The sequence below is a fragment of the Saprospiraceae bacterium genome (assembly GCA_016713025.1).
In the GTDB taxonomy this organism is placed as follows: domain Bacteria; phylum Bacteroidota; class Bacteroidia; order Chitinophagales; family Saprospiraceae; genus OLB9.
This window is the reverse complement of sequence record JADJPZ010000004.1, coordinates 1,786,262-1,800,515: the sequence shown is the minus strand read 5'-3', so window position 1 is coordinate 1,800,515 and position 14,254 is coordinate 1,786,262. Positions and strand designations below refer to the sequence as shown.

Annotated in this window: 8 protein-coding genes and 2 tRNA genes; 6 read left to right on the top strand and 4 right to left on the bottom strand. The window is 36.2% G+C overall.

Features of this window, described 5'->3' with window-relative positions; all coding sequences use genetic code 11:
- Positions 1-57: 57 nt before the first annotated feature.
- Positions 58-1,164, bottom strand: coding sequence for a DUF3667 domain-containing protein (locus tag IPK35_13995; protein MBK8054334.1), 1,107 nt, complete (start codon positions 1,162-1,164; stop codon positions 58-60).
- Positions 1,165-1,345: 181 nt separating this feature from the next.
- Here IPK35_13995 and IPK35_13990 point away from each other — a divergent pair, with 181 nt between their 5' ends.
- From IPK35_13990 to IPK35_13965, 6 genes are all read left to right on the top strand, one after another.
- Positions 1,346-1,501 carry a hypothetical protein gene (locus tag IPK35_13990; GenBank protein ID MBK8054333.1) on the top strand — a complete coding sequence of 52 codons (156 nt, stop codon included), beginning with the start codon at positions 1,346-1,348 and terminating at the stop codon, positions 1,499-1,501.
- 897 nt (positions 1,502-2,398) lie between these two features.
- Positions 2,399-7,717, top strand: coding sequence for a T9SS type A sorting domain-containing protein (locus IPK35_13985; GenBank protein MBK8054332.1), 5,319 nt, complete (start codon positions 2,399-2,401; stop codon positions 7,715-7,717).
- A 311-nt stretch (positions 7,718-8,028) separates the two neighbouring features.
- The gene (locus tag IPK35_13980) at positions 8,029-9,483 is read left to right on the top strand and encodes a M48 family metalloprotease (GenBank protein MBK8054331.1); all 1,455 of its coding nucleotides are present in this window, start codon (positions 8,029-8,031) and stop codon (positions 9,481-9,483) included.
- A 107-nt stretch (positions 9,484-9,590) separates the two neighbouring features.
- Positions 9,591-9,666 (top strand) — tRNA-Gly (locus tag IPK35_13975).
- 18 nt (positions 9,667-9,684) lie between these two features.
- Positions 9,685-9,769 (top strand) — tRNA-Leu (locus IPK35_13970).
- Positions 9,770-10,385: 616 nt separating this feature from the next.
- Complete coding sequence (locus tag IPK35_13965; GenBank protein MBK8054330.1) at positions 10,386-11,627, top strand: T9SS type A sorting domain-containing protein; 1,242 nt, start codon at positions 10,386-10,388, stop codon at positions 11,625-11,627.
- A 192-nt stretch (positions 11,628-11,819) separates the two neighbouring features.
- Here IPK35_13965 and IPK35_13960 read toward each other — a convergent pair whose 3' ends face one another.
- From IPK35_13960 to IPK35_13950, 3 genes are read right to left on the bottom strand one after another with little or no spacing between them, the layout of a single operon-like run.
- The gene (locus IPK35_13960; GenBank protein ID MBK8054329.1) at positions 11,820-12,470 is read right to left on the bottom strand and encodes a phosphatidylserine decarboxylase family protein; all 651 of its coding nucleotides are present in this window, start codon (positions 12,468-12,470) and stop codon (positions 11,820-11,822) included.
- A gap of 10 nt (positions 12,471-12,480) precedes the next feature.
- Positions 12,481-13,320 carry a phosphatidate cytidylyltransferase gene (locus IPK35_13955; GenBank protein ID MBK8054328.1) on the bottom strand — a complete coding sequence of 280 codons (840 nt, stop codon included), beginning with the start codon at positions 13,318-13,320 and terminating at the stop codon, positions 12,481-12,483.
- The gene (locus IPK35_13950) at positions 13,307-14,125 is read right to left on the bottom strand and encodes a CPBP family intramembrane metalloprotease (protein ID MBK8054327.1); all 819 of its coding nucleotides are present in this window, start codon (positions 14,123-14,125) and stop codon (positions 13,307-13,309) included. Before IPK35_13950 ends, IPK35_13955 begins: the two co-directional genes overlap by 14 nt.
- Between the last annotated feature and the right edge of the window lie 129 nt (positions 14,126-14,254).

The window sequence follows — 14,254 nt, the reverse complement described above, 5'->3', positions numbered from 1 at the left end:
TTTTACAAATTAATGTTGAAACCATTCTGAAACGTCAATGATGGTTTGAATCGACCATCAGAAAAATATAAGGCTCATAAGACTTACGATCGACACAACTGTTAATCCTATCATAATGTAAAATCCTGATGTAATACAAAATTTCACAAATGTTTTGAAAATCCCCTGTTTATAATATTTATATATTGATACATAGAGCAGCAAAGGTAACAAAATGGTTAATGATACTGAAATAAACTCAGACATCTTGTCTTCGTCTGAGAAATAATTCCGTGAAAGAAAAACGATCAATGTGACGATTATAAAAAGCAGAGAGTGTACATTCATCCAAAAAACCAGATGTTCTACATAATACTTCTTGTGCCGGATGTATATCAGCTTATACAACCATCCTAACAACAAAACTGCAACCAATAAACCCCAGGCTGCATTTCCAAGAGCATACTTTAAGGTTCCGGCCCGGTCCAAGTTGATTTTAATGTATTGTTTGATGGCTATTTTTTCTGGAAATGTTGAGATATTGTACTTTTTGTAGATTGAATCAATAGGTAAATCAATAGCATCTTTTCTGGTAACCGGATATATTTTTCCAAAAATTTCTTCTTGCATCAGAGTGTCCTGTTCAGGTAGTAATACACCATCGAAGAGTCGGTTTTCTAATGAATCAGCAAATGGTTGGATTTGACTCTTATCACCAAACTCAATTTTTTCATCTTTAAATTTTTTGTAAAGTTCTGAGCGCTCCAGTATGCGGTATTCATCATTCGATTTGATTTTATTATTGTCAATAGATGTCAATGACACAAGATATCCAAAATGGAACAGTAAGGTTACCAGAAACAATCGCATAGGATTAAAGAAAGATTGTCTTTTGCCAGCAACATAATACTCTGTTAGTTTCCACGGGGCCCAGATGTACTTCAATGTTTTGAATAACGTGTTGTCTAAATTAAATAATGAACTCCAAAAGTTGCTAAATAGCTCTTTTATGGTGAGTAGGTGTGCATTTCTTTTTTGACCGCATTGGCTACAATAAAGTGCTGACTCGTCGATGGCACTATTGCAATTTTTACAATTGAACATATATCCGTTAGATAAGTAAGATGTAAAAGTAGGAATAAAATTTCCTTTTACACCGATTGCCACTACATTATAGACAAACATAGTATAATTTACAAACCAAGACACAAACTATCATCCTGCGCACCAAAATAGATGACTAGGAGCCGTTGAGTGAGGAGTGACTTTCAATTTCAAATGTCTGCCAATAAAGTGTCATCTGAAAGCATATTGAAAAGGGTGTATTTCATTTTTTCGCCTCACATTAAAAATCATCATTTTTTTTTTGCAATTCAGGCAAGATGCATTAATATATTGCATCGAAGTTAAAAGCTACGACGAACAAACGATGCTTTTGAGACATGATCCTGAAGAAAAATTACTCCCATCTTCAGGGCAGGAGCGTAGCTCTGTCATCTTTGTAGAAAACATTAGCACCTGAAACATAAGGGGCGTAGCCCTGACATCTTATATTTACCACGTCTTTTAATATCACAGGGCTACGCCCCTACGTGATGGTGTGTGGATATTTTTGCTACAAAGATTCCAGGACTACGTCCCTATATCAATCTCGGACATAAAGATTAGAGATAATAGAAGGGTGTATTTCATTTTTTCGCCTCACATTAAAAATCATCAATTTTTTTTGCAATTCAGGCAAGATGCATTAATATATTGCATCGAAGTTAAAAGCTACGACGAACCAACGATGCTTTAGAGACACGATCCTGCAGATATATTACTCCCATCTTCAGGGCAGGAGCGTAGCTCTGTCATCTTTGTAGAAAACATTAGCACCTGAAACATAAGGGGTGTAGCCCTGACATCTTATATTTTCCACGTCTTTTAATATCACAGGGCTACGCCCCTACGTGATGGTGTGTGGATATTTTTGCTACAAAGATTCCAGGACTACGTCCCTATATCAATCTCGGACATAAAGATTAGAGATAATAGAAGGGGGTATTTCATTTTTTCGCCTCACATTAAAAATCATCAATTTTTTTTGCAATTCAGGCAAGATGCATTAATATATTGCTCCGAAGTTAAAAGCTACGACGAACAAACGATGCCTGATAAGAAATATGACACAGTGCGAAAAAATGACATGCACCTATGAAAATGACTCTACCATAAATGGTGTAAAATACATATGAGTATTTGGTATAATGTTTGCACTATACAAATACAGATGTAATAATTTTAAAATATGAATCATTTTTTATTTATAAAAGTATGTATATCAGATAAGTATGAATTCTATTTCTTTTAATAATTATTTTAAATAAATTATATTGTGAGTAAATTTCAACCTTTTTCATTCCTTAAACACAAAAAAATGAAAAATTATTTCGCTTTTTTTATCCTAATTTTTACATGCCTTGTAAATACTAATGCGACTCACTATTCGGGAGTTGGTACTAGAAATTTTGTCGAAAACCCAGACAGATTATCTACTAAACTGATCCCCTGGATATATCAGAATCATCAGGAGTTAGCTATCATGATGCCAACTTGTCCTGTCATTTCTCCAATTAATTTAGGCCCTGGAGAGTGTTCAAGGGTGGTCAATTATAATTTGATCCAAAATCCATTAGTACCTTCGCCTTTAGACACTGTTTTTACCCAAAATGCCAATGATAATATCGTTGGAGCAAAATATTGTCCAAACGGAACTACATCTTATAAAAGGACATTTTATAATGGTAAATATACAGATATCAGAATAAATCAGATCACAGTTGGAGTGTATAGCAGTGTGAACAGGCCGATAATCACTATTCGATTTACCAATACGGACGGGACTCTAGTTTATGGGTCAGATCAATATACCATTCCTGATCTCAGTTTGGAAACACATGATATTGTCCCTTCAAGCACTATTAAAATTCCTGCAAGATCTACTTATATTATGGAAATTATATGCAGCCAGCCAGGTGTTTCGGCATTTATGTTAGGAAGAACTTTCCAAGCTTCACCCTTAGAAGCTGTAATTTCAAGTTGTGTTGGCTTTAATGAATTCAATAGCAGTGCAAATTCCTTCTATTTTATTTGTACTGCAACACCTGATGATTATCGTATTGTCAATACATCTACACCACCACTCAATCTACTCAATTCTGGAAGTAGTTTTCCTGTTGGAACTTCAGATATGAGCTATGCGATATACGAACCGACAGTAAGTACACCTACACCATGTAATTTTCAGATAATTCTTTATGAATTTGTATCAAATAACACATCACTTGCTTGCAATGACCTGGTTCAGGTATCTCTAGATGACAAGTGCGAAATGATAGTCACTCCTGATATGCTGCTGGAAGGAAATCATTATGGTTGTTATGACAAATATAAAGTGCAAATCACGGGTCTCAACGGGCAAAACCTCGGTAACAAAGTGACAAAGGCAAATCTAGGGCAAACACTGAAAACCAGAATCACAGCTCCCAATGGCAATAGTTGCTGGGGTGAGATCTTTGTGCAGGACAAATTAGGACCTGTCTTGCAGTGTGGTGACATCTACGCCACCTGCGCAGAAAGTCTGGAGCCAGGAACCAACTTACCATCAAAAATACCCGTTATTGCGAATATCGCCAATAAATCACTGAATACCGAAATGAAGGTAATTGACATTCCTGTAGGAAATATACCTGGAAGTACTATCAATGATCTGGATGTGTATCTTAATATAAAGCATGATAGAATATCTGATATAGCAGCAGAGATCGTTTCTCCGGATGGTATTGTGGTACCACTTTTTTTAAGGGTGACAGGATGTTCTGGCAAGGACTTGAGTGCAAGTTTTGATCAGCAGGCTGCAGGGGATATTTCTTGCAGCAATACAAATCAACCGGCCATTTCAGGTAGAATAAAATCTGCAGGTTCTTTATCTTTATTCAATGGCAAACCGTTAGGTGGAATCTGGAGAGTTAGGGTATATGATCTTGTAGGGGGCATAGTTGGCACTGTTGAAGATGTCCACCTTATCTTCGGACAATCAGGAGGAAAAGTAAGTTTCCCCTTTGCGGCTACAAGTCAGGTTACATCCTTGGGTGACAGAGCTTTTAGAGTGTTAGGTTTGGATTCATGCAGTACGGTACATCTGACATACGAAGATACCTTGGTAACAGAGTCTTGTACTGACACATATGCGCAAGTCATAGACAGATGTTGGACAGCCAGAGATGCAGCCGGCAATATAAGTAGATGTTGCCAAAGAATTTATGTATATAGAAATAGTTTGTCAGCTTTGGTTTTTCCACCAAATTATGATGGGACTCCCGGTAATCGTCCTCCTTTATCTTGTGAGGTATTCGGAGATTCTATTCCTTCAGTTGATACTACAGGGTTGCCGGAGGGCGATTTTTGTGGTAAAGTTCAGGTATTTAGCCCTGTTGATGTCAAAATAGATATTTGCCCTAAGTCTTATAAGCTTCTTAGGACCTTCAAAGTAGTTGATTGGTGTACTGGTACAGTCATAGTGCACAATCAGATCATTAAGGTGATGGACAACAAAGGGCCACAATTGGAATGTCCGCCAAATGACACTATTTCTACAGATAACTATACCTGTTCTTCTACATACACAGTACCCAGGCCTAAGATAACCAAAGAGTGTTCGGGGGCGATGAGTTATAAATTGGAGCATTTGTTTGATGAGGTCCCTTTTGCTGAATTTGGAGAGGTAGGCGTCAACCAGCTTACCCGGACTATTACTGGTCTTCCGTTGGGATCAAATACCATCAGATGGATCGTCACAGATTCATGTGGTAACGCTGATACGTGCTCATTTAAAGTCCTGGTAAGGGATGATGACAGACCAAGTGCTGTGTGCGATATTTTTACAGTAGCCTCTATCACAGGTGGTGGCAAAGCTATAGTCCTTGCTGAGACATTTGATGATGGTAGTACAGACAATTGTGGTATCCTGAAGTTTGAGGCGCGTAAAATGAGTGACTCATGTGGATTTGGGACTGTAGACTTTACACCTATAGTAGAGTTTTGCTGTGCTGAGGTCAATACTTCTGTGATGGTGGAGATGCGGGTTACAGATGTAAATGGCAATAGTAATACATGTATGGTGGAAGTAAAAGTTCAAGACAAGTTGCCGCCGTATATCACAAAGTGTCCGGCAGATATTACTCTGGAGTGTCAGGCAGATTATAAAGATACAAAAATCACAGGGTGGCCCGAGTATGTTGACAACTGTGCAGTGGATTCAGTTTGGTACAAAGATACAGATTCCATCTCACAATGTGGCACGGGTGTAGTTTTCAGGCTTTGGACAGTAAAAGACAAACAGAATTTGCGCCATTCCTGTCCTCCTCAGGTAATTACTCTGATTGATTCTGACCCATTCGATGTAAATCGAAACGATCCATTTGATCCAAGTGATGATATCGTATGGCCTAAAAACTATTTTACATCGAAGTGTCTTGCCCAATTGGATCCAAAAAATCTGCCTGATAGCTCCGCATACCCTAAAATAACTGATGATTCTTGTAGCCTCGTCGCGGCACATTACAAAGATCAGGTGTTTAAATTTGCTGATGGTGCCTGCGAAAAGATTTTAAGGACATGGACAGTGATTGATTGGTGTACCTACAAGGAAGCTTATGAAAATCATCATAACGAGCATGATTATATTCCTGGAAAATATGAATACATTCAGATAATTAAACTCAATAATGACGTACCTCCACAATTTGAGTTTGCATGTATTGACAGAATTATTCCTTCATATGGAGAGTGTAGTGAGACAGTCAAATTTAATATGACAGCCATAGATGATTGTCCTGAAGGAAATGATAGTATAAGATGGAGGTATGAATTATATACAGAAAACGGTATTGTACCTATTGCAATAGTCAATTCGAGATTTTTTGAACGAACACTCACCAATGGTATCTATAGGGTCAAATGGATAATAGAAGATAAATGTGGCAATCAAGCTATATGTGAGCATAAATTGACCCTGGTGGAGAGCAAAAAACCAACACCATACTGTCATACATCACTTACAACAGCTGTAATGAATAATAACGGTTCAGTAGAAATATGGGCAAAAGACTATGACAGGGGTGGTTATGACAATTGTACTCATCAGGATAGCATACTCTTTACCTTCTTTGATGCATTGCCTGTAGATACCATGCTGTACAGAGAGCATTATTTTAAAGAAAAAGGAAAAAGAGCAACAAAGGCAGAATATGAAGCTGGTAATGCGCAGATATGGAAGCCTCTTCAAAAATCTTCAGGTATGTTTTTTGATTGTAGCGACATTCCAAATGGCAAATCACAGCAATTATCGTTGAATGTTACCCTTACAGATCGGGCAGGCAATCAGGATTACTGTACTATTCATTTGGTACTGCAGGATAACTCAGGTGTTTGTCCTGACTCAGACCAGATTGTTGCCGGTATCAGTGGACGGGTTACAATAAATACCTTAGGAAAGATCGGGACGGACGTCATTATCGAAAGTAATGCTCCTGAGGCAAGCAAAACTATTCGTACAGATGCAGGAGGTCAGTATTCATTTAATGCATTACCGGTCAATTATAATTACACAGTAAGAATAGAAGACGATAGGGATATATTGAATGGTGTCACTACTTTAGATCTTGTAATGATACAAAGACATATTCTTGGAATTGAAGAATTTAATGATGCCAAAAAGACAATTGCCGCCGATATTGATAATAGTCAGAAGATTACAGCTGCAGATCTTGTGGCAATGCGTAAAGTGATATTAGGAATTACCAATAGTTTTCCCAATAGTCAGAAGTCTTGGCGATTCGTAACATCAGATTTCATACCAGCAGGAAATATCAGTCCGTTTCCATATAATGAAAAATATGAATTTAAGAATTTGACTGAAGTAAAAACCAATCAGAATTTCTTTGCAATAAAGATTGGGGATATCAATCATTCTGCAAAAGTTAATGTAAACGAAACTCAAACAGAACCAAGGAGTAACAAAATACTTACTTTGGAAACTGAAGTCAAGAAAGTAAGCGGTTCAGATGAGATATTGATCCCAGTATACTCAGGATCGTTTGGAGATTTGCTTGGCTATCAGTTTACAATGCACTTTGATTATAAAAACCTCGACTTCCTTGAAGTCATCCCGGGTGCGGTGAATGTAACCGATCAGAATTTTGGATTCCAGATGCTTGATAAAGGCATGATACCTACAAGCTGGAATAGCGGACTCCCTGTGAAAATCAATACATCTGAGCCATTATTCACACTCAAATTCAGAAATAAAGGAAAGCTACTTATTGTCAATGATCTGGCATTAAGCTCAACTGTCACTGCGGCTGAGGCATATGATGTTGATTTTCGTAAAATGCCGGTCAAATTATCTCAAAGAACTAAAGATAATGTGGCGACCACATATGAATTGAAGCAAAACGTGCCAAATCCTTTCAATGAGAGTTCACAAATAAGTTTCCTATTGCCGGAATCTGCATTTGCAAAATTAACAATTACAGATGTGGCAGGTAAAGTGATCAAGGTTATTGAAAAAGCTTTTGATAAAGGAGAAAACCATGTTTTGATAAATAAAGCCGAGTTGGGAGCTACCGGAATATTGATTTACAAGCTTGAAAGCGGAAGCTTTACAGATACGAAGAAGATGATACTTTTAGAGTAAAAAATTGTGTTTAGATTGAAATAGAATTGTGGCTGCTGCGGATTTAAATATTTGCAGCAGCTTTTTTTTTCAAGAGTTTCTTGCAATTACACTGCCTTTTTTGATAAAATCTGAAGATACAACCATCAAATAAAAGGAGTCCATCCTCCAATTTTATTGAGCTTTTTTGTTTGAATTACCTAAAAAAAGCAGGCTCACCATTTTTTTCGAAATAATAAAGCTAAAATTATTGCATATTATATTGTAACTTTATGTCCATTTTATTGTCTAAATATAAGGCTGATTTATCTTAAAAATTAAATTGAATTATCATGAAAATTCTTCAATTCACGATATTAAGTATTTTACTTTTTTCTTCATGTGCCAGAAATCCTGTTACAGGTAAAAAAGAATTATCGTTGATGTCTGAAAGCCAGGAACTAGCCTTGGGAAAGGAGTCAGATCCTGCTATTATTGCGCAATTCGGGTTATACAATAACCCAACTATGCAAGATTTTATCAATCAGAAGGGAAAGGAAATGGCAGCCATCTCCCACCGACCAAATTTACCATATGAGTTCAAAATTTTAGACTCACCGGTGGTGAATGCATTTGCAGTTCCTGGTGGTTATGTTTATTTTACCAGAGGTATCATGTGTCATTTTAATAATGAGGCTGAGTTTGCAGGAGTTCTGGGGCATGAGATTGGGCATATTACTGCCAAACATGGCGCAAGACAGCAACGAGACCAGCTTTTAGGGCAGATTTTGTTGATAGGTGGATTGATTGTATCCAAGGATTTAAGAAATTTTGCTGATGTAGCGCAGCAAGGTTTAGGATTACTTTTTTTAAAGTTTAGTCGTGATCATGAGACTGAATCAGATAAGCTTGGTGTGGATTATAGTACAAAGATAGGATATGATGCCCGTCAAATGGCTGGATTTTTTAAGACACTTAAAAAACTTGGAGGTGAGGACGGTCGTATTCCTTCATTTCTATCTACACACCCTGATCCTGGAGACAGGTATAATAATGTGAATAATCTGGCGGCAGAAGCACAAAAAACGCTTGATCCGGCAACGTTAAAAACCAACAGGAATAATTATCTGAGAATGATTGATGGCTTGATCTATGGAGAAGATCCAAAACAAGGGTATGTTGAAAATAACGTTTTTTATCACCCGGAGTTGAAATTTCAATATAGTGTACCTGCTGCATGGAAGACAATAAATAGCCCTACGCAAGTACAAATGGCACCAGCAGATGGGAAAGCCCTCATGGTCATGGACCTGGCAGAGGGAAGTGATCTAAACGCTGCAAAAAATAAAGTTATTCAGGATAATCAACTTTCTGTACTTGAATCAGCAAATGTAACAGTCAACGGACTTTCCGCTATAGCTTTGCTGTCTGATGTAGTGCCACCACAGCAACAAGGTCAGCAACAACAAGGGCAACCACTCAAAGTATTGACATATCTGATTTTATACAACAATCTTATTTATAAGTTTCATGGCTTAAGTACCACAGCTGATTTTAACAACTATTTTAATCAGTTTCAATCCACTATGAAAAGCTTTAAACCATTGACGGATCAGGCAAAAATCAATAAACAACCCACCTTGATCAAAATTGTGGAGTCAAAAAGAAACGCATCTTTGCAGCAGGTATTGAGTGAATACAATATGCCTTCGGCAAAGCACAATGAATTAGCTATACTTAATGGTATGGAGTTGAATTCCATCGTAGAAAGTGGCACTCTGTTAAAAATTTTGGGAGGCCAATTTTAAGAATAGAAAAAAAAATATAAATTTTAGCCCTTGAAAACTTGTATAATTGATAGGGGAGTGCTTATCTTTGCGACGCTTTTGAAAAAGTTCATATCTGAAGCACATATGCGGAAGTAGCTCAGTTGGTAGAGCACGACCTTGCCAAGGTCGGGGTCGCGGGTTCGAGTCCCGTCTTCCGCTCCAGATTTTTACAATGTCTATGCCCGGGTGGTGGAACTGGTAGACACGCAGGACTTAAAATCCTGTGACCATTACGGTCGTGCCGGTTCGATTCCGGCTCCGGGTACAAAACTACGCTTTTCTTTTTAGAATTTTTTCCTGGCAGAGGTTTTTACTCTTATCTTAGTCTATCCTTACTCTTTCCTTAAATATGTATTATTTTCATGGAGTATGTTTAAATTTTTATGTTTAAACGAAAGTGAGGAAATTTATTTATAGACAAGATGACTGAATGGTCTCGTCTTTGACTAGAACTGAGTAAAATACATTATTCAATAATGCATTGCACTGAGGGTAGCCAAAGCTCGCTGTACTGAGCGTAGCCGAAGTGTTTTGGAACTGCTAACTATGTCTCTCAGCAGATAGTGAATATAGCTGGTCAAGACGATTTTATAAAAATGAATCTCCTTATCAGGTTTAGCACTTGGAGCCAAATGATGAGTGTTTAAAATCTCTCAATTGTTTATAAGTGGAGATTCAATCCGAAGTCTTGAACCAACATTTTTTGGTATTCTTAGAGCTGTTTCTTGAAGTTTCCTCTTCATCAAGTAAAATATTTTACTCCATTTTTCAGTCGCACTATACAAAATTAAAGTAAAAATATTAAGATGATAATTTCATTCACTTAAGGAGCCCTTTGGCATGATATTAGCTATTTATTTAATATATTAAACCCGTTTGTTATGTTGAAAATTTATATAGGAACATTTTTGTTCTGCTTACAATCATTATTTATATGTGCCCAAAACTACAAATTTACATGGGAAGGAGCACTTACTGGCATTAAAGCAGTTTGGGCTGAAGATGATACTACAAATACTTATGTAATACCTGAATTGGGTATAAAGGTAAAAGTATCCATCATAGACCCATTTAAAAAAAATACAAATACTGGAAATTTGAGTGAATTTGGTGATTGTACTAAGACAAATACCTTCTATGGTAGTGGGAATTTCGCTTTTCAAATTACTTCGGAAGCATCAGGTCAGCCTGTATGTTTGAAATTTGAGTTTGATAAAGCTATTTACCTTAGGGACTTTAAAATTTATGACATTGATATGAAGCAAAATATTTCTTATCTGCCCAGTTCTTTTCAGGATAGTGTTATGCTTGTAGCAAAAAGAAATGGTGTAGATATTCCATTAAGAATAGATCATATGTCTGAGAGTCATATTTACACAATATATGGTCAAGCAGTGAAAGCTGATTTTATTGCTGGGGTAAATAATGATCTGGATTACAATGATTTAAAGGGCGCGATATCTGTTAGTTCAGCTGACCCTTTGACAGAATTTACAATTTATTTTTCAAATGGATATGAAGATGACGGTATCAGCAATAGTCAAGCTTTAAAAATTCCCGGTTTTGATTTTGAAGTGTTTCAATCTCCATTACCTGTGAAAATCTCTGATTTGAATATCGAAAAAGGCACAAATGAAAGCTATTGGCTGGCATGGACTGCAAATTCTGAAATTAACAATGATATTTATACTATTTCTACATCTTCTGATGGTATCAATTTTACCAAATTTGGAGTGCTAAAGAGCTTAAATCTTTCAAATCACAGATATTCCTATGACTTGGGACAAATATTAAATCAGCATTTATATGTCAAATTAGAACAAACTGACTTTGATGGGACGACTCAAGTGTTGGGGATTGTAGATGTAAAAAGTAGAAGTTCAGAAAAACTGGCCACTTTGAAATCAACCGTCGTCACAAACCACTTATACATCAATGTTTCTGATGCTGTGGAAGATTTTGTCAGATGGGAAATTTATGATATGCAAGGTAGATCTATTACCGTTGGTTCTTTTACATCAGGTGACAAAGATATTAATACCCAAACCCTTAATTCAGGTTCCTATATTTTGAAAGTATCTACACCTTATGCTTCAGAATCATTTAAGTTCATGAAATACTAGGACAGTTTCTTGTAAGATTAGTCAAATTATATGATGGAAAGTTTTAAAAACCTTTTTTTATATTATAGACAGAGCACAAAAGACTTTAGTAAAAACTTCGCAAAGCATTTTCAAATAAATGAGACGCAAATTTAGCTTTATATCGCTGAATTTGTGTCTTTTACATTTATCACTGGCGGTGGACAAAGACTTTTAGACGAGTGTGGCGATTTTGGTTACATTTCCAGACACTTTATCGCCGATATTTACTAAAAGCTTTGTGTCCGAAGGTAGATAAAGGTCTACTCTTGACCCGAACTTAATAAATCCCAGTTCTTCACCCTGTTGATAAGTTTTGTTCACTTTTGCATAGCATACGATTCTCCTGGCCAAAGCACCGGCCACCTGCCTTAACAGCACACTTTTACCTTTGATGGAATAGCAAACTGTGGTTCTTTCATTTTCCGTTGATGCCTTAGGATTCCATGCAGCAAGATATTTTCCCGGATGGTAAATAGAATGTGTCACTTCTGCATAGGAAGGAAACCAATTAATATGTACATTTAGAGGTGACATAAAAATCGAAACCTGAGTGCACTCTCGATTCAATATTTCAGGTTCAAATACTTTCTCAATGACTACAACTTTTCCATCACAGGGAGATAATAAAGCTGTATTATCAGGATTTAACACACTTCTGTCAGGTTTTCTGAAAAAAGATATTAAAAACCCATAGAATATCGCACTGATGATGAAAATGAGAGTAAACATCTTTGGGAAGAAGTAATAACAAGCAGAACATAAGATAGCAAGTAGCACAAACGAAAAAAACAGGGTAGGGTAACCTTCTTTATGAATAGTCATATAAACTTCATTAAAATTTGAAAAATATGGTCAAAGTTAAGATAAATGGTAAAATGTAAATGAAACTGTCAAATCTGTCAAAAACACCACCATGGCCAGGCAATAATTTACCGGAGTCTTTTACATTAAAAGTTCTTTTTATTGATGATTCAACAAGATCTCCCAGCGTCCCTATAAACCATGCTGTGGCAGCAATAATAATCCAAAACAATAAGTTACCGGTAGAAGTAGCTTCATGCCAATGCTTGAAATATGCACTAAATACCCAGGCTGCAAGAAGAGAAACAACTCCGGCACCAAGAAACCCTTCCCATGTTTTTTTAGGTGAAATTTTTTCAAAAAGCAACCTTTTACCCATTCTGGAGCCGATGAGATAGGCACCTGAATCAGCTATCCAAATAAAAATAATAATAGCCATCCAGAAAGCAGGATAGTAATGCTCTGTGTGATACACATAGGACACAAAAAGTCCTAATGGTACTCCAAAATAAATGATCGAGATCAACCAATAATAAAGTTTGTGTTGGACGAATGGCCTGAATAAATGAATGATGCCTGCTATAAAACAAAGCATTGAAATGAAACAAATGATTTTATAAGTGATGCTTTCCGGAGGATAATTAGATAATAAAATGATGGTTATGGCAACCAATAAGATGGATGAAACTAATTTTTTTTTGTTTTTATGAAATACCATTCTTATGTATTCATAGCACGAAAATCCAGCTATAAAACATCCAAAAGCAATAGCTCCTGTTTTACCAGAGAATAAGAGTAAAACCACTCCAACAGCAAAAAATATAGCAGTGATGGTGCGTTGTCGCAACACCTGATTTTTATTCATTTGCATGCTGTGGGTTTTTGGATTGTTTATGGATATAATTGAAAATGATCAAAGCCATAATTGTAAAAAGAAACACAGGCAGAAATGAAACTTCTTCCTGATAGGTGCCGTTTTCAATAGTACTCATTGGATTAAAATAATATACTACCGTAGCAAAACTATTATTGAAAATATGGATGAGCATGGGAAGTAATAAACTTCCTGAATAATGATAGGCATATCCTAAAACAGCCCCAATGATTATTTTTGGAAATAATCCGCTGATTTGGAAGTGCATAACACCAAAGACTATAGCTGTCAGCCAAACAGGTATATGATAGTTGTTGACCACATTTTTTAATTCCTTCTGTATAATACCACGAAAGAGAAACTCTTCCGTTATTCCCGGAATAATTCCTATAAGCGCAATATTGATTAATAAATCTGAAAAATTGTCCATTTTTAACAATTCAGTAAGGGATTCCAAAGCCATACTGTCCAAACCACTGATAAAAGGTGGCCAATCAATTTTATTCATCCACATGGCGATATAACCCATCAATGGGTACAAACTAAATAACAGCAAGATAAACCATGGAATAAACCAAAGATTAAATATTTTTAAAGATAAATATCTAAGGACGTTTTTCTTATAAAAAATTAGTAGAAAGACATATGGAAAAATGAGAAAACTCAGAATGTGATTGAGCGCAATATATACTTTGATTTTACCTGAATAGGCATCATTACTAAGAAAGTCAAAGATATTTTCCGATGTTTTTAATTCGATATTGTAATACCAAGATATCAAATACAGAAAACCTTGTGCCATTATAGCTCCTAAAACAAATAAACAGAGAAGGATAAACAGCTTGTAAGTAACGGTTTTCACGGAAGATGTATAAAATTGATGGCAAATATAATTATTAAATCCAAAGTTTTTAATTTATACACATCATTC

Coding starts and splice junctions, on each gene's coding strand:
- IPK35_13960 (MBK8054329.1), bottom strand. CDS start 12,470: ATGACTATTCATAAAGAAGGTTACCCTACCCTGTTTTTTTCGTTTGTG.
- IPK35_13950 (MBK8054327.1), bottom strand. CDS start 14,125: ATGGCACAAGGTTTTCTGTATTTGATATCTTGGTATTACAATATCGAA.
- IPK35_13965 (MBK8054330.1), top strand. CDS start 10,386: ATGTTGAAAATTTATATAGGAACATTTTTGTTCTGCTTACAATCATTA.
- IPK35_13980 (MBK8054331.1), top strand. CDS start 8,029: ATGAAAATTCTTCAATTCACGATATTAAGTATTTTACTTTTTTCTTCA.
- IPK35_13955 (MBK8054328.1), bottom strand. CDS start 13,320: ATGCAAATGAATAAAAATCAGGTGTTGCGACAACGCACCATCACTGCT.
- IPK35_13985 (MBK8054332.1), top strand. CDS start 2,399: ATGAAAAATTATTTCGCTTTTTTTATCCTAATTTTTACATGCCTTGTA.
- IPK35_13995 (MBK8054334.1), bottom strand. CDS start 1,164: ATGTTTGTCTATAATGTAGTGGCAATCGGTGTAAAAGGAAATTTTATT.